General features: G+C 34.4%; 13 protein-coding genes, 1 pseudogene, 1 CRISPR repeat array and 1 other annotated feature (1 of these 16 only partly in view). Of the genes and pseudogenes, 11 read left to right on the top strand and 3 right to left on the bottom strand.

The genetic code is table 11. The features are described from left to right. Positions 1-188: 188 nt before the first annotated feature. The 5 genes and pseudogenes from RSC39_RS03405 to icd all read left to right on the top strand — a co-directional run bounded on the left by RSC39_RS03405 (position 189) and on the right by icd (position 10,222). Positions 189-1,451 carry an FtsW/RodA/SpoVE family cell cycle protein gene (locus RSC39_RS03405; protein WP_332535106.1) on the top strand — a complete coding sequence of 421 codons (1,263 nt, stop codon included), beginning with the start codon at positions 189-191 and terminating at the stop codon, positions 1,449-1,451. A 104-nt stretch (positions 1,452-1,555) separates the two neighbouring features. Then, a complete protein-coding gene (locus RSC39_RS03400) occupies positions 1,556-4,969 on the top strand; it encodes a pyruvate carboxylase (protein ID WP_332535104.1) in 3,414 nt (1,137 codons plus the stop codon). Between the two features lie 127 nt (positions 4,970-5,096). Then, positions 5,097-6,422, top strand: coding sequence for a citrate/2-methylcitrate synthase (locus RSC39_RS03395; protein WP_332535102.1), 1,326 nt, complete (start codon positions 5,097-5,099; stop codon positions 6,420-6,422). Beyond that, on the top strand, positions 6,419-8,965 hold the full coding sequence (gene acnA, locus RSC39_RS03390) for an aconitate hydratase AcnA (protein WP_332535100.1): 2,547 nt from the start codon (positions 6,419-6,421) through the stop codon (positions 8,963-8,965). The genes RSC39_RS03395 and acnA overlap by 4 nt, the downstream gene beginning before the upstream one ends. A 19-nt stretch (positions 8,966-8,984) precedes the next feature. Continuing rightward, a pseudogene (gene icd, locus RSC39_RS03385) lies at positions 8,985-10,222 on the top strand (NADP-dependent isocitrate dehydrogenase). 39 nt (positions 10,223-10,261) lie between these two features. On the opposite strand, the gene RSC39_RS03380 reads toward icd, so the two are convergent. Continuing rightward, positions 10,262-10,861 carry an ATP-dependent Clp protease proteolytic subunit gene (locus RSC39_RS03380; protein WP_011834647.1) on the bottom strand — a complete coding sequence of 200 codons (600 nt, stop codon included), beginning with the start codon at positions 10,859-10,861 and terminating at the stop codon, positions 10,262-10,264. Between the two features lie 195 nt (positions 10,862-11,056). Between RSC39_RS03380 and RSC39_RS03375 the strand changes: the two genes are divergently transcribed. The 6 genes from RSC39_RS03375 (at position 11,057) to csn2-St (ending at position 18,630) form a co-directional block, all read left to right on the top strand. Continuing rightward, complete coding sequence (locus RSC39_RS03375; protein WP_011675638.1) at positions 11,057-11,587, top strand: hypothetical protein; 531 nt, start codon at positions 11,057-11,059, stop codon at positions 11,585-11,587. A 170-nt stretch (positions 11,588-11,757) separates the two neighbouring features. Continuing rightward, the gene (gene spx, locus RSC39_RS03370; protein ID WP_003129597.1) at positions 11,758-12,156 is read left to right on the top strand and encodes a transcriptional regulator Spx; all 399 of its coding nucleotides are present in this window, start codon (positions 11,758-11,760) and stop codon (positions 12,154-12,156) included. Between the two features lie 217 nt (positions 12,157-12,373). Continuing rightward, on the top strand, positions 12,374-16,183 hold the full coding sequence (gene cas9, locus RSC39_RS03365; protein WP_332535098.1) for a type II CRISPR RNA-guided endonuclease Cas9: 3,810 nt from the start codon (positions 12,374-12,376) through the stop codon (positions 16,181-16,183). Positions 16,184-16,389: 206 nt separating this feature from the next. After that, positions 16,390-17,289 carry a type II CRISPR-associated endonuclease Cas1 gene (gene cas1, locus RSC39_RS03360; RefSeq protein WP_332535096.1) on the top strand — a complete coding sequence of 300 codons (900 nt, stop codon included), beginning with the start codon at positions 16,390-16,392 and terminating at the stop codon, positions 17,287-17,289. A gap of 13 nt (positions 17,290-17,302) precedes the next feature. Further along, positions 17,303-17,602, top strand: coding sequence for a CRISPR-associated endonuclease Cas2 (cas2, locus tag RSC39_RS03355; RefSeq protein ID WP_332535140.1), 300 nt, complete (start codon positions 17,303-17,305; stop codon positions 17,600-17,602). After that, a complete protein-coding gene (gene csn2-St, locus RSC39_RS03350; protein ID WP_332535094.1) occupies positions 17,599-18,630 on the top strand; it encodes a CRISPR-associated protein Csn2-St in 1,032 nt (343 codons plus the stop codon). The genes cas2 and csn2-St overlap by 4 nt, the downstream gene beginning before the upstream one ends. 65 nt (positions 18,631-18,695) lie before the next feature. Beyond that, positions 18,696-18,930: direct repeats of the CRISPR family, unit length 37 nt; unit sequence AGTTTTTGCACTCTCAACATTTTCCTATCAGTAAAAC. A gap of 224 nt (positions 18,931-19,154) precedes the next feature. Here the strand turns inward: csn2-St and RSC39_RS03345 are convergent. Further along, a complete protein-coding gene (locus RSC39_RS03345) occupies positions 19,155-19,280 on the bottom strand; it encodes a hypothetical protein (RefSeq protein ID WP_332535092.1) in 126 nt (41 codons plus the stop codon). Between the two features lie 96 nt (positions 19,281-19,376). Continuing rightward, positions 19,377-20,540 (bottom strand): ABC transporter permease, encoded by a 1,164-nt coding sequence (locus tag RSC39_RS03340; RefSeq protein WP_011834650.1) that lies wholly within the window; start codon positions 20,538-20,540, stop codon positions 19,377-19,379. A 231-nt stretch (positions 20,541-20,771) separates the two neighbouring features. After that, positions 20,772-20,782, top strand: a sequence feature (sodium ion sensor (DUF1646 type); this cis-regulatory element may regulate processes involved in with the transportation of sodium ions) (it continues 34 nt past the right edge of the window).

Below are 20,782 nucleotides of genomic sequence, written 5' to 3'. Positions count from 1 at the left end.
TATAATTTTGTGACACTATCCAACAGAGTCACTGACAGAGCTGTAAATTAATAAATTTCCTCATACAAAAAAATAGAGTAAATGATAGTAAAAATTTCTCTTGCTGGTCATTAACTTATGGTAGCTTTGAATATCTTTATAAATTATTCAACTCATGCTATAATAATATGAATGAGGAAAAAAAGATAATGAATTTGAATAAGAATAATTTTTTAAACTACTCTATATTAATTCCATACCTAATTCTTGCAGGAATTGGGATAGTAATGGTATTTTCAACTACGGTTCCTGACCAATTGCAAAAAGGCTTAAATCCTTATAAATTAGTAATTAACCAAACGGCATTTGTACTGTTGAGTATTATTATGATTGCAGTGATTTACCGTCTGAAACTTAGGGCGCTCAAAAATAGAAAAATGATAGGAATAATTATGATTATTTTAATTCTGTCATTAATTTTCTGTAGAATAATGCCCTCGAGTTTTGCACTGACAGCTCCCGTTAATGGAGCCAGAGGCTGGATTCATATTCCAGGAATTGGGACGGTACAGCCGGCAGAATTTGCCAAGGTTTTCATTATTTGGTATTTAGCGTCAGTTTTTTCAACAAAGCAAGAAGAAATCGAAAAAAATGATATTAATGAAATTTTTAAAGGAAAAGCTCTAACTCAAAAGCTTTTTGGGGGTTGGAGATTACCAGTTGTTGCAATATTGCTAGTCGACCTTATTATGCCTGACCTCGGGAACACTATGATTATTGGTGCGGTTGCATTGATAATGATCGGTGCAAGTGGGATTTCTTGGCGTTGGTATTCTGGCTATTCCAGATTAATTTTATCTCTGATGGTCATTTTCCTAGGTTTTCTTTTTATTGTAGGTGGGGATATTATTCCTAGTTTTTTACCAATTGCCTATATCAATAAACGATTTGAAGCCTTTGTTAATCCCTTTACTGATTTGGCCAATTCAGGTCACCAGTTAGCTAATTCCTATTACGCTGTTGTAAATGGTGGTTGGACAGGACGTGGTCTAGGAAATTCGATTCAAAAAAATGGATTTTTACCAGAAGCTCAAACCGACTTTATTTTTCCAATTGTAGTAGAAGAATTGGGAATTATTGGTGGAATAATTATATTAGCAATTCTATTTTTCTTGATAAGCCGAATGTTAATCGTTGGAATCAAAGCCAAAAGTGCCTTTAATTCACTGATTATGATTGGCGTTTCTGGATTATTGCTAATTCAAGTTTTTGTCAATGTTGGTGGCGCGATTGGGATTATTCCAGAAACAGGGGTAACTTTCCCCTTCTTATCACAGGGAGGCTCCTCCTTCTTGGTCCTCTCGCTTGGGATTGCTTTTGCCTTGAATATCTCAGCTGATGAGAAACGTCGAGAAGTTTCTGAGCTTTCTAATCACTATAGTAGCAGTGTCCCAAATTATGAAAACGATTGACAAATGTCAGTCGTTTAAAAGTGTATAAAAGATTTTTATAATATATGGAAGAGTGAAAGGAATTAATAATTACCTTTCCAAACAAGCCTCATTAAGGAGTCAAAATGAAAAAACTACTCGTCGCCAATCGTGGAGAAATCGCCGTTCGTGTCTTTCGTGCCTGTAATGAACTCGGACTTTCTACAGTAGCCGTCTATGCAAGAGAAGATGAATATTCCGTTCATCGCTTTAAAGCAGATGAATCTTACCTTATCGGTCAAGGTAAAAAACCAATTGATGCTTATTTGGATATTGATGATATTATTCGTGTTGCTCTTGAATCAGGAGCAGATGCCATTCATCCAGGTTATGGTCTCTTATCTGAAAATCTTGAATTTGCTACAAAAGTTCGGGCAGCAGGCTTAGTTTTTGTTGGTCCGGAGCTTCATCACTTGGATATATTTGGTGATAAAATAAAAGCAAAAGCTGCGGCTGATGAAGCTCAAGTTCCCGGAATTCCCGGAACAAATGGTGCAGTAGATATTGACGGAGCTCTTGAATTTGCTCAAACTTACGGATATCCAGTCATGATTAAGGCAGCATTGGGCGGCGGCGGTCGTGGAATGCGTGTTGCGCGTAATGACGCTGAAATGCACGACGGATATGCTCGTGCGAAATCAGAAGCTATCGGTGCCTTTGGTTCTGGAGAAATCTATGTTGAAAAATACATTGAAAATCCTAAGCATATTGAAGTTCAAATTCTTGGGGATAGTCATGGAAATATTGTCCATTTGCACGAACGTGATTGCTCTGTCCAACGCCGAAATCAAAAAGTCATTGAAATTGCCCCAGCCGTAGGACTCTCACCAGAGTTCCGTAATGAAATTTGTGAAGCAGCAGTTAAACTTTGTAAAAATGTTGGCTATGTTAATGCTGGGACGGTTGAATTTTTAGTCAAAGATGATAAGTTCTACTTTATCGAAGTCAACCCACGTGTTCAAGTTGAACACACAATTACCGAGCTTATTACAGGTGTAGATATTGTTCAAGCACAAATTTTGATTGCTCAAGGCAAAGATTTACATACAGAAATTGGTCTCCCGGCACAAGCTGAAATACCACTTTTGGGCTCAGCCATTCAATGTCGAATTACTACAGAAGACCCGCAAAATGGCTTCTTGCCAGATACAGGTAAAATCGATACCTACCGCTCGCCCGGTGGTTTTGGCATTCGTTTGGACGTCGGAAATGCCTATGCTGGTTATGAAGTGACTCCCTATTTTGACTCGCTTTTAGTAAAAGTTTGTACCTTTGCTAATGAATTTAGCGATAGTGTACGTAAAATGGATCGTGTGCTTCATGAATTCCGTATTCGTGGGGTGAAAACTAATATTCCATTTTTGATTAATGTTATTGCCAATGAAAACTTTACGAGCGGACAAGCAACAACAACCTTTATTGACAATACTCCAAGTCTTTTCAATTTCCCACGCTTACGTGACCGTGGAACAAAGACCTTGCACTACTTATCAATGATTACAGTCAATGGTTTCCCAGGGATTGAAAATACAGAAAAACGCCATTTTGAAGAACCTCGTCAACCTCTACTTAACATTGAAAAGAAAAAGACAGCTAAAAATATCTTAGATGAACAAGGGGCTGATGCGGTAGTTGAATATGTGAAAAATACAAAAGAAGTATTATTGACAGATACAACTTTACGTGATGCTCACCAGTCTCTTCTTGCCACTCGTTTGCGCTTGCAAGATATGAAAGGAATTGCTCAAGCCATTGATCAAGGACTTCCAGAACTTTTCTCAGCTGAAATGTGGGGTGGGGCAACCTTTGATGTCGCTTATCGTTTCTTGAATGAGTCGCCTTGGTATCGTCTGCGTAAATTACGTAAACTCATGCCAAATACCATGTTCCAAATGCTTTTCCGTGGTTCAAATGCAGTTGGATATCAAAACTATCCTGATAATGTTATTGAAGAATTTATCCGCGTAGCTGCACATGAAGGAATCGATGTCTTTCGTATCTTTGATAGCCTCAACTGGTTACCACAAATGGAAAAATCAATCCAAGCAGTGCGTGACAATGGAAAAATTGCCGAAGCAACCATTTGTTATACAGGAGATATCCTTGACCCAAGTCGACCAAAATATAATATCCAATATTACAAAGATTTGGCAAAAGAGTTAGAAGCTACTGGGGCTCATATACTTGCCGTTAAAGATATGGCGGGCTTGTTGAAACCTCAAGCGGCATATCGCTTGATTTCAGAATTAAAAGATACGGTTGACTTACCAATTCACTTGCATACACATGATACTTCAGGAAATGGTATTATTACCTATTCTGGTGCAACTCAAGCAGGAGTAGATATTATTGATGTGGCAACTGCCAGTCTTGCTGGTGGAACTTCTCAACCTTCAATGCAATCAATTTATTATGCCCTTGAACATGGTCCCCGTCATGCTTCAATTAATGTGAAAAATGCAGAGCAAATTGACCACTATTGGGAAGATGTGCGTAAATATTATGCACCTTTTGAGGCAGGAATTACGAGCCCACAAACTGAAGTTTACATGCATGAAATGCCTGGCGGACAATATACTAACTTGAAATCTCAAGCAGCAGCTGTTGGACTTGGACATCGTTTTGATGAAATCAAACAAATGTATCGTAAAGTAAACATGATGTTTGGCGATATCATTAAAGTAACTCCTTCATCAAAAGTAATTGGTGATATGGCCCTATTTATGATTCAAAACGAATTGACAGAAGAAGAGGTCTATGCGCGAGGAAATGAGCTCAACTTCCCTGAATCAGTAGTTTCATTCTTCCGTGGTGATTTAGGTCAGCCTGTTGGCGGCTTTCCAGAAGAATTACAAAAAATTATTGTAAAAGACAAATCGGTCATTACGGATCGTCCAGGATTACATGCCGAAAAAGTTGATTTTGCAACTGTAAAAGCTGACTTGGAACAAAAAATTGGTTATGAACCAGGTGATCATGAAGTTATCTCTTACATTATGTATCCACAAGTTTTCCTTGATTATCAAAAAATGCAAAGAGAATTTGGAGCTGTCACACTACTTGATACGCCAACTTTCTTACACGGAATGCGTCTCAACGAAAAAATTGAAGTCCAAATTGAAAAAGGTAAAACGCTCAGCATTCGTTTAGATGAAATAGGAGAACCTGACCTCGCTGGAAATCGTGTGCTCTTCTTTAACTTGAACGGTCAGCGTCGTGAAGTTGTTATTAATGACCAATCCGTGCAAACTCAAATTGTAGCTAAACGTAAGGCCGAAACAGGTAATCCAAACCAAATTGGAGCAACTATGCCCGGTTCTGTTCTTGAAATCCTAGTTAAAGCTGGAGATAAAGTTAAAAAAGGACAAGCTTTGATGGTTACTGAAGCCATGAAGATGGAAACGACCATTGAAGCACCATTTGATGGTGAAATTGTTGCCCTTCATGTTGTCAAAGGTGAAGCCATTCAAACACAAGACTTATTGATTGAAATTGACTAACTTTAAATTAACCCTACCATTATGGTAGGATTTTTTATTTTCTAAAAAAAAAAGTAATTTTAATTTTCAGAAAATATATAATTTTCGGAATAAAAAGTGTATAATAATGAAATAGATGGAGGTATTTATGAATTTAATGAATAAAGAAGAAAAAATGATTAAAAATTCACAAATTCCTAGTGAATTTTACAAAAAGTACAACGTTAAAAAAGGTTTAAGAGATATTAATGGAAAAGGTGTTTTAGCGGGATTAACTAATATATCTGCGATCCATTCTTTTGATAAGGAAGGGAATCAAATTCCTGGTGTCTTAGAATATCGAGCCTATAATATTAAAGATATCGTTAGTGACTTGAGAAGTAAAAATCGTTTTGGCTTTGAAGAGATGACCTACCTTTTATTATTTGGAGAGTTACCTTCGGCAAATGAACTTCAAGAATTTCAAATTCTGTTAGCTAGCAAAAGAACTTTACCCGAGTTTTTTGTTCGCGAAACAATACTGACCAATCCTTCAAGTGATGTAATGAATTCTATGAGTCGCTGCCTACTTGCACTTGCTAGTTATGATAAAAAAGCTTCGGATATTTCAATTAAGAATGTCTTAGAGCAGTCACTAGCACTCATTGCAGATTTTCCTCTTCTTGCGATTTATAGTTATCAAGCTTATATTCATTATTTTAAGAAAGAAAGTCTTTATATTCATTTCCCAGATCCTGAATTGACAACGGCCGAAAATATTTTGCGTATGCTACGACCAGATTGTCATTATTCAGATATGGAAGCAAAAGTATTAGACATTGCTCTAATTCTACACATGGAACATGGCGGAGGGAATAATTCGACATTTACGACTCATGTGGTTACTTCCAGTGGAACAGATACTTATGCTACGATAGCTGCTGCTCTTTCGAGTTTAAAAGGGCCAAAACATGGTGGAGCAAACATCAAAGCGGCAAAAATGCTAGAAAATATTAAAGAAAATATCTCTGATTACAATAATGATGAAGAAATAAAAAAATATCTTCATCAAATATTAAATAAAGAAGTTTTTGATAAGCAAGGATTGATTTATGGCATTGGCCATGCAATCTATAGTGTGAGTGATCCACGTTTTGAGGTTTTTAAATCCTATGTTGAAAGTCTAGCAAAAGAAAAAGGATTAGAAGAAGAATTTAAACTTTATGAAAAAGTTGCTTTCCTTGCTCCTAAAGTGATATCCGAAAATAGAAAAATTTATAAAACAATTTGTCCAAATGTTGACTTTTATTCAGGCTTTGTCTATAAAATACTGGAAATCCCACAAGAATTATTTACTCCTTTATTTGCCATCGCTAGAATTGTAGGTTGGTTGGCTCATAGAATGGAAGAATTAATTAATATGAATAAAATCATAAGGCCTGCTTATGAGAGTATTTTAGAGTCTAAAGCTTATACAAGATTGGAGGAAAGATGAAAACTTTAAAAATTAATGATAAAGAGTATCACTATTTTGATATTAGTGAGACTGAGAGAATTGAAGACTTTCCATATAGTTTAAGAGTTCTTTTAGAGAGTTTGATTAGGCAGAAAAATGATAAAAATATTGATCAAGCTTATATTCAAGCCATTAAAGATTATTTAAAAAGAGAAGTCGGTCAAGAAACCGTTTTTTTACCAAGTCGTGTGGTTCTTCAAGATTTTACAGGAGTTCCAGCCATTGTTGATTTGGCAGCAATGCGTGATGCGATGCTTAAATTAGGAAAAAATCCTGAGTTAATTAACCCAGAAATTCCAGTAGATTTAGTTATTGACCATTCTGTTCAAGTAGATTTTCAAGGAAATGAACAAGCCTTCTTATTAAATTCAAAAAAAGAGTTTGAACGTAATCGTGAACGCTACGAATTTTTAAAATGGGCAGAGCAATCTTTTGAAAATTTTAGAGTGGTTCCTCCAGCAACAGGTATCATTCATCAAGTTAATATTGAATATTTAAGCGAAGTAATTAGCGAAAAAGATGGACTTTTATATCCAGATAGTGTTTTTGGTACAGATAGTCATACAACAATGATTAATGCTTTAGGCGTTCTGGGTTGGGGAGTCGGAGGGATTGAAGCTGAGGCTGTAATGTTAGGGGAGCCTAGCTCATTAACTGTTCCAGAAGTAGTAGGAGTAAGACTAATAGGAAAACTTGGAGTATTTGCAACCGCGACAGATTTAGCTTTAACAGTCACGAAAATTTTACGAGATGAAAAAGTGGTAGGGAAATTCGTTGAATTTTTTGGGGAAGGATTAAAAAATTTAAGTTTAGCCGATCGAGCAACAATTGCAAATATGGCTCCTGAGTATGGTGCCACCTGTGGATATTTTCCTATTGATAATGAAACATTGAAGTATCTTCGGGCGACAAATCGTTCTGAGGAAATAGTTGCGCGAGTAGAAGCATATGCAAAGGCAAATAAACTATTTTATGATGATAGTTACCAACCACACTATAGCAAAGTCATTGATATTAATTTAGAAAAAGTAGAAACACGACTATCAGGACCTTCACGCCCGCAAGATATGCTGGAATTAGGAGATTTATCTCATAATTTTGAAAAGTTCGTTGAACAACAAAAAAAATTGAAAGAAGAAGATGGGAAAATTGCTATTGCAGCTATTACGAGCTGTACCAATACGAGTAATCCCCATGTAATGATGATGGCAGGATTACTCGCAAAAAATGCAGTAGAACAAGGTCTTGAAGTTCCTAGCTGGGTCAAAACATCATTAGCTCCAGGTTCAAAGGTCGTTAGCTCTTACCTAGACAAGGCAGGTCTTCTTCCTTATCTTGAAACTTTAGGATTTAATGTAATTGGATATGGTTGTACAACATGTATTGGTAATTCAGGACCACTTTTAAGAGAAATGGAAAAAGAAATTACTGATAAGGAACTAGTTGCAACCAGTGTTTTAAGTGGAAATAGAAATTTTGAAGGAAGAATTCATCCATTGGTAAAAGCAAATTATCTTGCAAGCCCCCCTTTAATAGTTGCTTATGCACTAGCTGGTTCCGTTAGAAAAAATCTAACTAAAAATCCATTAGGTACGAATCTTAAAGGTGAAAAAGTATATCTGAAAGACATTTTACCTCCTTCTGATGAAGTGGACGATTTAGTTCAAAAGTATGTGACTAAAGATTTGTATGCCAAAACTTATGCAAAAATTTTTGATGAAAATACAATTTGGAACGATATTCAAACGAAAAAAAGTCAAGTCTACAATTGGGAAACTGACTCTACTTATATTTCTAATCCCCCTTATTTTGATGATATGACATTAGTAGCTACTAATAAAAATATCCTTTCAAGTTTGCAGGTTTTAGCAAAATTTGGAGATTCTATCACAACTGATCATATTAGTCCTGCCGGTAATATTCCTTTGAAGTCACCTGCTGGTGATTATTTAAGAAATTCAGGAATAACTTATAAAGACTTTAATAGTTTTGGTTCAAGACGAGGGAACGACAAAGTGATGACTCGAGGAACTTTTGCAAATATTCGTATCAAAAATCAACTTGTTGCACCACTTGAAGGTGGATATTCTAAATTTGCTGATGAAATTTTACCCATATATGAGGTAGCACAAAAATATAAAGAAAAAGGAGCAGGATTGATTGTTCTTGCTGGAAAAGATTATGGAATGGGTTCAAGTCGGGACTGGGCAGCTAAGGGAACAAAATTACTTGGAGTTAAGGCCGTAATTGCTGAAAGTTTTGAACGTATTCACCGGAGTAATCTTGTCATGATGGGGATTCTTCCTTTACAGTTTTTAGATGATCAAAATGCGAAAAGTCTTGGATTGACTGGAGATGAAGTTTTTTCTATCGATTTACCAGGCCATCCTAAAATTCATGAGAAAATCACAGTTCAGGCTGATGAGAAGAAGTTTCAAGTTCTCTTACGCTTTGATTCACAGGTAGATTTGGATTACTACACTAATGATGGAATCATGCCTTATGTGATTCGTAAAAAATAAAAATTAGGTGAAAATTATTATGAAAATTGAAATGAAGAACGGGAAATTAATTGTACCAGATTATCCAACAATTGGTTACATAAGAGGAGATGGTGTTGGTGAGGACATTTTTCCACAAGCTAAGCGTGTTTTTGATGCTGCTGTTCTAAAAATCTTTGGCGAAAAAAAAAAATAGATTGGCAAAAATTATTGGCAGGCGGAGAAGCTTTCGCAAGTAGGGGTGAATATCTTCCTGATGAAACACTTGAGCAGATTAAAGAAAATATGATCGCAATTAAGGGACCGTTAATGACTCCAGTTGGTGAGAGTTTTCGTTCTATTAATGTCACTTTGAGACAAAAGCTAGATTTGTATGCTTGCGTAAGACCTGTAGAATACTTTACAGGGATAAAATCTCCCGTAAGAGCACCAGAGAAAGTCAATATGACAATTTTTAGGGAAAATACAGAGGATATTTATGCAGGAATTGAATTTTCTTCTTCGTCAAAAGAATCTAAAAAGTTAATAAATTTTTTGGAAAGAGAGCTGTCTGTCCATTCGATTCGCTTTGCAGAAACTTCTGCGATTGGAATCAAACCCGTTAGCCCTGATGGAAGCAAACGTCTGGTTAGCGCAGCCTTTGATTATGCTATAAAGATGAATAAGAAGCGCGTGACATTTGTTCATAAGGGAAATATCATGAAATTTACAGAAGGAGGATTTAGAAAATGGGGCTATGAGGTAGCTAAAAATTATCCAACTTTTACAAAACTAGAATACGATAAGATAAAAGAAGAAAAAGGCACTGAACAGGCTGAAAAAGAGAAAAATATTGCACTAAAATCAGGTAAAATTTATGTTGATGATGTGATTGCTGATAATTTTCTTCAACAGATTATCCTTAATCCTGATAATTTTGAGGTTGTTGCCACTCTTAATTTAAATGGGGATTATATTTCTGATGCCCTTGCTGCCCAAGTTGGAGGTATTGGAATCGCACCTGGAGCAAATATTAACTATGAAAGTGGCCATGCTATTTTTGAAGCAACTCATGGAACAGCTCCGGATATCGCTGGTTTGAATCTTGCCAATCCCTCTAGCCTTTTATTATCAGGAGTCATGATGTTTGAATATATTGGATGGCAAGATGTGGCAAATATTATTAGAAGAGCTTTAGTTTCTACTTTTAAACTAAAAAAATACACTTCTGATTTAGGTGGGAATCTTTCAACATCTTCTTTTGGAGATCTTCTTATAGCTTATATTGAGAATGATTAAATAAAAAAAGCCCTAGCTTTACTAGGACTTTATTGCGTATTATTTTAATGAATTATTTTCCATAATTTCATCAATGAAACCATATTCTAAAGTTTCTTTGGCATCCATCCAATGGTCACGTTCAGCATCTTTGTGAATTTGTTCAAGTGAGCGATTAGAATTATCAGCAAGGATTTGTTCCAAACGTTTACGTGTTTTCAAAAGTTGTTCGGCGACGATTGCCATATCAGTTTGTTGAGTACCTTGACCTGCACCACCCATTGGTTGGTGAATGAGGTATTCAGCATTTGGTAACATGAATCGTTTACCCTTAGTACCGCTTGAGGCGATGATTGTTCCCATAGAAGCAGCCATTCCCATAACGATAGTTTGGACATCCGATTTGATAAAGTTCATTGTATCCACGATAGCGAGCCCAGCTGATACAGAACCACCAGGTGTGTTTACATAGAGATAAATGTCTTTAGTATTATCTTGTGCATCCAAGAAAAGAAGTTGGGCAATGATAGAATTTGCCATACCATCTTCAACAGGTCCTGTCAGCATGATAATACGGTCTTTTAAAAGTCGTGAATAAATATCATAAGCACGTTCACCACGGCTTGATTGTTCAATAACGGTAGGTACTAAATAACCCATAGAATGAATCTCCTTTATAAATAAGATATGGACTTAATTTAGGAATAAATTAAGTTCAATTGTTTATTTTTCTATATTATAACTCATTGGTCAAAAAAGGTCAAAGAAAATTGTTTTTTTTAGCAACTTTTACTAAAATTATTAAAAAAAGAGTTTAAACTTTCTTAACGCTTTCAAATTTGTTATAATTATGGCATGAATACAGAACTTATTATTGCGATGATTTTTGGCCTGATTATCGGCGCATGGTTGATGATTGCAGGCATCTACATTTATAAAATTTATGACGAAAATCGTTATAAGAAACGATTAACTATTGAAAAATTACTGCGTGAAATTGAGGTTCGAAACACACTTAATCAAAAAGTGATTGAGATTCTTAATCGTCCAATTACTGGGAATGATAAGGAATTGATTAATCCTCAGAGTGATGTAAAAGTCCCTTTTTATGATTATAATTTTTTGAAGAACTATACCTCAATGTATAATTTATACATTCCAACTTATTTTTTGAATACTTTTTTCAAAAAATTGTCACATCATTTAGCAGTATTTGACGATGAACAAGATTTGAAAAACGGCGGATATATTTTCAAAGAATCACGAACAATCTTTGAAAATTTTTCTGTTGAAATTACAGATGATATTGAAGCCAAAAAACGAGAGTTACAAAAGGCAAAAAATGTTTATCCTTCAATGTTGAAAAAGCAACATTATAATATTTAAGATGATAAAAAAAGCCACTATTTTAGGTGACTTTTTTTACTTTTGCTGTTTGAAAAAATTTGTGAAAAAACTTTGAAAAGGTCTTTTTTTAAGTCTATAAATATGGTATAATTGTACAATCATTGATGTTTAATACTATTAGATAAATAAATATACACGAAGGAGAGACGATGATCACAATCTATACAGCACCCTCTTGTACAAGCTGTAAGAAAGCTAAGACATGGCTTTCATATCACCATATCCCATTTAACGAAAGAAATCTCATCGCGGATCCTTTATCAACCACAGAGATTAGCCAAATTTTACAAAAATGTGATGATGGTGTTGAAGGATTGATTTCAAGCAGAAACCGTTTTGTGAAAACTTTAGGTGTTGATTTTGAAGACATTTCACTTTCACAAGCAATTAAAATTATTTCTGAAAATCCACAAATTATGCGTCGTCCAATAATCATGGACGAAAAACGTCTTCATGTAGGTTATAACGAAGAAGAAATTCGTGCATTTTTACCTCGTACCGTTCGTGTTTTAGAAAATGGTGGAGCTCGATTGCGTTCAGCAATTTAATAAAATATTCATTTTTGGAATTTTTATAGACGCGTTTGCGTCTTTTTTTTTTGTGAAAGATTGACCACAATCCATAATAAAAAGTAGATGTTCCGAAACGTAACTAATGTAATACATAGTGATGATATGTAATGAAATTATAAAAAAACACATATATATTTAATGTTTGTCAGAAAATATGATAATATAAAGTAAGCGAGTTCAAAGGAGAGGAACAATGGCAAGATATAGTATTGGATTGGATATTGGGATTGCTTCATGTGGTTGGAGCATTGTCGATATTGACACAAAAGAGATTGTGGATTTGGGCAGTCGGATTTTTCCGTCAGGAAATGCGGCTGGAAATCAAGACAGACGGGGATTTCGTGGGACACGGCGCTTAATTAGACGGCGTAAAAATCGTTTGTCAGATTTAATGAAGTTATTGGCGGAGAATAATTTTCCTGTCAAATTTGACGAGGATAAAAATCGGTATGTTTTGATTACTGAATTTAATAATGTTTATGAATTGCGTGTAAATGGATTGACTAAGCCGTTGTCAAAAGAAGAATTGGTGGCAGTGCTTTATCATGTTCTCAAACGGCGTGGGATTTCTCACAAACTGCATGATGTATCAGATACGGATAGCAAGGATACTGACTATGGTAAACGTGTAAAACAAAATATTCCAGAATTGCAAAAGGGTAAAACCGTCGGTCAAATTCAGCATGAACGACTGAGTGAATATGGACAAGTTCGTGGACAGGTCAAGGTTGATGATGAAACGACCTTACTCAATGTTTTTCCTGCGTCTGCTTATGCCGACGAGGCTCGCCAGATTTTGACAAAACAACAAGAATTTTATCCTGAAATTACTGATGAATTCATTGATAAAATATGTAAAAAGGATGATGAAAATCCTGAAAATAATGGATTAATTGTCCGCAAACGTGAATATTTCCATGGTCCAGGAAGTGAAAAATCGCCAACACCCTATGGACGTTTTCGTATAAAAAATGGGAAAGTAGAAAAAATTGGTGAAAATCTTTATGAAGCGCTTATTGGTACTGATAAAATCAATGGAAAAAAACGCGCGCCTGCTTCTAGCTATACCGCTCAGATGTATAATCTGCTTAATGATTTGAATAATTTGACCGTACTTGAACCTAATGATAAAACGGATGAAAATGGGAAGTTGACAAAACAGTCAAAAGAAGAAATCATAGCTTTAATTAAACCAAAAGATAAAGTTGGGGCTTCGGATATTATCAGATACATCTTTGGAACGACTTTAAAAAATGAAAATCTTGACGCTTATATTACTGGCTTTCGTGTTAAGCAAGTAAAAGAAAAATCAGAGAAAATTATTCACACACTCAAAGGTTATCGTAATATTAGGGATGCACTAAAAAAGCTTGATATAGAGATGAAAGACTTACCAGAGACATATTTTGAGGTCAACGGTTTCTTTGATAAACTTGCCTATTTTATCACGTTAAACAGTGAAACTGCCGAAGTTAGAAAACAACTTGAAAGAAATACAGAATTCAAGGATTATCAAGATTTTCTGAAATCTGGTAAAGTAGTGCTTGACGAAGAAACGGGAGAGGAAAAATTTGTCAGTGTACTTGATATTTTCGCTAAAGAAAGCAAAAAATTATTAGTCGATGGGAATGCAAAATGGCATAGTTTTTCCTATTCTACTTTGGATGAAATGAATAAGGAACTTCTGGAGTCCCCTCGTAATCAAATGCAAATTTTGCATGAGTCGGGCAAATCTGAACTTTCAACTTATGATTTTAAAAATAAGCGTAAAATACCTGTTAATGAAGTGATAAAAGACATTTATAATCCAGTTGTTGCTGCGAGTGTAAAAGAAAGCCTTAAAATTTTTAATAAAATTATTTCAAAATACAAAGTTAAAGATGAAAGCGGAAATATTATAGATACCATTACTCCTGATAAAATCAGTAATATTGTCATTGAACTTCCAAGAGATGAGGATATTGAAAGTTTTTATACAACCAAAAAAGGAGAAAGAATAACACTTACTGCTGAAAAAGCTAAGAAAAGACGTGTTGGCCAATATAATGACATTCAAGCAAAAATCAACAGCGAAAAGCAAATTGTAAAAGAAGAATTTGGCATTGAATATCATCACAATGTTACTTTAAAGGAACGGCTGTGGTACGAGCAAAAGGGAATTTGTCCTTACTGTGGTAAAAATATTCCTAAAAATGAGCAATCAAGACGTTTTGCTGGTTATGAAATAGACCATATCATTCCAATAAGTATTAGTGCTGATGATAGCAAATCAAATAAGGTGCTTGTCCATAGTATTTGTAATCAGGAGAAAAAAACACGCACGCCATTTGGTTGGGGAATGTTCTGGAGTTGGCAAAACTTTGAAAACTATATCAAAACAAATGAAAGATTTTCAAGGAGTAAAAAGAATAATTTACTAAGTAAAGTGGATTTGAACAGTATTGATACTCGGAAGCGTTTCGTTGCCCGTAATCTCAATGATACGCGTTATGCGTCAAAAGTTGTTTTGAATATTTTTGATGAATGGATTAGGCAAAATAACTTAGAAACAAAGCGCCCAAAAGTCGTTCGTGGTGGATGGACACATCAAATGAGAACAAAATGGAATGCGTTTGATGAAAATGCTGGAGAATATATTTTAAATAAAACTCGAGATACACATCATCATCATGCGATTGATGCGAGTATTATCGCAAGTTTTCCGCTTGTTCATGCTTTTTCAGATTATGTAACGGTGGTTGACAACGCTGACGAAGAAACTGGTGAAATAGGAGTTTCGACTGCTGAATGGAAAAATTTTGTTATTTCTAATGATGAATTTAAGGCAAAAATTGGCGAGTTAAAGAAATCAATGAAACGTTTTTCAGAACAACTTTATCTGGCAAATGATATTGGACATTTTGAAGTTGATAAAGGTGGTAAGAAGAAATTTATTGAGGACTCTGAAAAAATAAAGAATAATCCTATTAAAATTAGTCATCGTGTGGATAAAAAAACCAATCAAAAAATGGCGGATGCAACTATCTACTCTTCGAAAAAATTTAGTAAAGATGGCACGGTAAAATTTCTTGACGCCTCTTCTCAGGAAATTATTACTAAAAGTGAAGAAGGATTTTATACAATCAGCAAAATTGATATCTATGCTGAAGATAGTAAGAAGACAGCACCTAATACAGTCGGTTTTAAGGAATTTAAACAAATCGTTGAAGATGAGCAACAAAGTGGTATTTTACCACGATATTCTCGAATTTTGATGAAGCGAAATGATGAAAAAACATTTAAGAAACTTTTGGAAATTATGAATAATCCTGATTTTATAGCTTATGATAAAGATGGAAAGAAAACGAATACTTCTCCATTCCAAAAATTTAAAGAGGAATATGGCTATATTACCAAGTACACAAAAAAAGACAATGGTTTACTAGGAAAAGGACCAAAAGTTATTACTTTAAAATATCTATCTGGAAGTAAAGCTCTTGATAAATCAATCAAACTAGATGTTTCGAAAAAACAAAACAGTGAGGAAAAATTTGTTTATCTTGAAGGTTTAAATCATTGGCGAACAGATTTATATATCAATGAGAATGGTAAATATGAGTTTTTATATTTACGTTATTCAGATATAAAAGTCGATAAGAACGGTGAACGTATAGCAAAAAATATATATGAGGAGCGTAAAAAAGCAGGAAAAGTAAATGATAATTCACAATTTATCATGAGCTTGTATAAAAATGATATTGTGGAACTTGCGTTTAGTAAAGACACAACGAATAAACGTTTGAATTTTAGATTTTCTTCTGGTAGATTGGATGGGAGATTTGAATTAAAACCAGTTCACAAAGATAGTTTTGAAAAAGGAGAGATTGTTGGAGTTAATAAAGCAACACCACAATTTCTTGTATCGCCTAGCCAAATGGAAAATATTGTTAAAATCAACACCGACATCCTCGGCAATCCATATTACACCGAAAAAGAATCGGACCATCCAAAATTAAATTTATAAATAAAGAAAAGGCTTACGTAAAGCTTGCAGTATTTCAATATTTTTGCTACAATAAAAAGGTAGTCGACGGACTGCTATGCTTGACGGAGCATACTTCAATCTTTTTATTGATAGGAAAATGATTGAGAATCTGCAAAGATAAGGCTTTATGCCGAAATCATTACTCGCCTTTGGGCGAGTTTTTTTGTTTTATCAGGAGAAATAAAATGACTTGGAGAAATGTGATGATAAAAGATGGAGATTATCTTCGTCTGAAATTAGATAATTTAGAAATTGAGAAGGCAGGACAAAAATTTAGTATTCCGCTGACAGATATTGCGACAATCACGTTAGAAGGTAATATTTTAACCTTGACAACGAAATTAATGGCAAAATTGGCACAGCATAATATTGCAGTAATTATTTGTGATAATAAATATGTTCCTTGTGGAATTTTCATGGGATTTGGTCAATATCACAGAACTGCCAAAAGAAATATCGAGCAAGTAGCTTGGGAAGAAGAATTACGTCAGAAAGTTTGGAGTGAGATTATTCGTCAGAAATTGATGAATCAAAAATCGGTTCTTCTTGCACGGTGTATGGAGCAAGAACGTGTTGATAAAATACAAGAATTAATTGAAAATATCCAGCCGGGAGATGCAACGAATCGTGAAGGACATGCTGCAAAAGTGTATTTTAATAGTCTTTATGGGATGAAATTTACTCGTGAGCAGGATTCTCTGGAAAATGGTGCGATGAATTATGGTTATACGATTATTCGCGCTTATATGGCAAGATTGGTCACGAGTTTGGGGTTGATACCAACGCTCGGTGTTTTTCATCGTAATGAGTTTAATTCATTTAATTTGGTGGATGATTTGATGGAGCCTTTTCGTCCGTTGATGGATTGGTATATTTTGGAAAATATTTTGTCGCAAAATCCAAAATATCTGAGTTGGGAGCTTCGTTGTCAATTAATTGATTTCTTGAATCAGCCTTATATTCATAGCGGAAAGAAAACAACGCTTGACTTGGTGATGCTGGATTATGTTAATTCTTTTATTAAAACAATGCAAGAAAATGGTAATTTATTGGAGATAACGTTGGAGGGAATGCGAGGTGTATGAGAAATTGCGTTTGATGTGTTTTTTTGATTTGCCAATGGAAACAAAAAAGGAGCAGAAGTATTATCGTGTTTTTCGAAAAAAACTGATCGAGCTTGGTTTTGTGATGGTACAAGAATCAGTCTATGTTCGTACATTGCCCAATCGGAGTCAGCTTGCAAAATACGAGGAACAGCTTAAGCGGGTCACACCTTACAATGGTTTGGTTGAGCTGATGTACGTGTCTGAAAAGCAATTTAATGACAGACGGTTTTTGACGGGTGAAAAAGCACCGCAGGAAGTGGCGGTGGGCAATAAGAAAATGGTTATTATATGAAAATAGAAATTGAAGAGAATCAGTTTATTGAGTTTGACGAAAGGGCACGGTTATTCTTTTATGGTCCAAATCAGAAAGTGGCACACGAACTTGTTCGTAGTTTGAAACGATTTGCAAATAAGAAGAGTTTAAATGATTTAGAAGAAGTGGTTTATGGTGAGAACGGAATTGAGATATATCGAAATGAGCAGCGACTCAATGCCAAAAATATTGACTTTCATTTTTTACAAGATAATTTTTCATTATATAAAGAGGTAAGTTTTGATAAAAATAGTTTAATGACAGATTTTTTGTCAGTACTGACAGAAAATGTAGCCGTTACTCAAGAACTAGAAGCCATCAAAAATCATTTACTCAAGATTGAACTTTTATTTAATGATGAATTTCGACAAGTTTCAAATAATATTTTGTCAAATTTAACAGCGCTATCATTTGATGATTTGCTGAAAAATCATTTGTTTTTGTCCTACGCAGCGGAAAATCACGATTTCCCTTTGGAAATGATGGATGCCAATGAATTTGTGGATGAATATTTGGCACTGCTCAGTAAGAAATTGGAACATCAGCCTAAAGAAAGTTGGATTATTTTGGTCAATCCAGAGAGTTTTTTGACGTCTGAACGTCTTCAGTACTTGCTGACAGGGCTGTCAGTACTGACAGAAAAATCGGGACTTCTAAAAACGCTTATCATTAGCCAGAAGGCTTTGGGCTTGACTTATTGTCGCGAAGACATTCCGAGTACCATCATTTTGATGGATGAAAGTTGTCAGATGCCAGATTTTAATAGTTTTAGAAAAAGCATTGAAAATCATTATCCGACTTCTCTCAAACTAAAGGACGATGTACTCATTGAGAATTTCTATGAAATCGTTTCAAACATTGGCAGTAAGTCAAGAGTGGCTGGGAAATCTTATCAAAACATGTTATTATTGAAGGTATTAAATGAGATTTTAGGTTTTGAGACGCCAGAGTTTTCTAATAATTTTGATGAACTCTCCGAACTTGAACGCCTTTATCTCAATTCCTGAATACTGACGAATTTTCAGGAATGCCGAAAATTTACAGAAGCAAAAATCAAATTTTTTTAATTTGAGGTTTTTGCACTCTCAACATTTTCCTATCAGTAAAACTGAATATTTGATTTTGGTAAAAATCGAGGAGTTTTTGCACTCTCAACATTTTCCTATCAGTAAAACATGCAATCAAAACAGGGGCTACTGACTTAAGTTTTTGCACTCTCAACATTTTCCTATCAGTAAAACAGTGTGCTATTTAACATAATTTTTATTATAGTTTTTGCACTCTCAACATTTTCCTATCAGTAAAACTTTTCTGTCATAGAGTAGTGTACCTATGTTGTTTTTGTGTAAATGCTTTTTATAATCCAAATAATCAAAAACCCTTGCTTGTATATGACGAATTATTAGATGAATCTAATTTTAATTATTGATCTAAAATTTTTATATTAGGATTATATAAAAACTACTGTTTAATTATACAGTAGTTTTTATTTCATAATTTACTAATTTTTTTCTAAAATATTGAACAATTTCTATGTCGGTTTATTTTCAAGTTCAAAATCATCAAGAGTCGTTGCTGAAATAAAAATTGTGGGCAAGTATGGATCAACTGCGGAAACCGCAGCAAGTGAAAGGAGCAGTAAGCTTTTAAATTCCATGATGAACCTCCAGCAAAATTATATTTGTAAAAAGATTATAACACAATATTCAGAAAATTCAACCTTTTGATTTGTACCCTAAAAACTTAGAGTTTATCATTTTTGAAAAAGTCTTACTTTCCATTCACTTTCTTCTTGAACAACTCCTCTGAGCGAGTTGATAAACATAACGAGCCAGGTGAACGATATTGCAAAAGCAATGATTTCAAAGACTGTTAATGAGAGATAATGAATGCTCATAAAAGCGAAGGCAGACACAATTAGAGCAATCAACGCGGCCCATGATAAGGTAAGAAACTCTTTGGAAATAGAAGGAACTAACCATTTTAAAAAGATAATCATGAGAAGTACAACTCCTACTAAACCAAATGCGGAATTGTTATGAATAGGCATTGTCCAAGACTGAGCAGGAAATATCCCTACAAAGGCAATCAAGATTGAGATGATAATATAAAAAATACGAATTATTTTAAATTTATAATTGTAGAGCTTGCTTTTAGAAAATTCCGCAAAGAGAAAATCTGTGATAGTAAGAAGAATAAGAGCAGAGAAAATTAAAGTAATATTGAACTGCCAACGTTGTGTGGCTTCTCCAGTCCCTAAAAAGCTAAAATTATGTTGCCACCAATCTTTTTGATTATTAGTGGCCATTGAAACAAGAATACCTCCGATAAAGGTAGTAAAAAGTAGCAAAATAAGATTTGATAAAGTGACAGAAACAGCTGCTGAAATAAGAAAATAAAGGACTATCCCGACAAATACTAAAACAAGAAATCCAGCTGTGAAAGGGTCAAAAGTCACTCCGCTAAAAGTTTTACCGATAATATACCAGAAAATAATCTGAACGGCAAATGCAATACTGGTGTAGGCTACTGATAATGTTAAGCTTTCTCTAAAGATTTTAAATTTAGATTTTGATAAATCACAGCTTTTCTTTAAGTAAATCCATAAGAAACCAAAAAAACCTAATAATGTCGAGAGGATTATACTTAAACTTGCTACTGACAGGTGCCGACTTCCAGTAAATGCAATTTGAGAATGTTTAGCAAATAAAAAAATAACCATGGCAACTATGCCGGATAAAAGACTAGGGACGATAAAATAATGTAATGCTAGCGTCTGTTTATTAGGATGGGAGGCATCTGGATTTTCTAATAATATTCGCTGATTTTCCAAGCGTATTGATAATTGGTCATTTTGTGCATAATCACTTAATTTATTAAAAAGTTCATCGGGAATTTCCAAGTAATTTTTAGTCATGATATTCTTCCTAGTTTTAATATAGTGAATAAATTAAATTTATACAATAGATACTTTAATCTATTTACTCTGATTATATTTTACCATTTAAGTCCTTCGACTGTATACTAGAACGTAGTTCTTAGCCATAAAGAGTGGGTAAAAGAAATTATTTAAGAATCAAAAAATTATAAAATAGATTGACTTATTGTGAAAATCATGTTAGAATTAAGTTAATAAAATAAACGACTAGGTTGGGCGCA

Origin of the sequence: Lactococcus sp., assembly GCF_036648155.1 — a bacterium.
Taxonomy (GTDB): Bacteria; Bacillota; Bacilli; order Lactobacillales; family Streptococcaceae; genus Lactococcus; species Lactococcus cremoris.
Note: the sequence above shows the minus strand (reverse complement) of the source record. Positions and strands in the feature narration are given on the sequence as shown.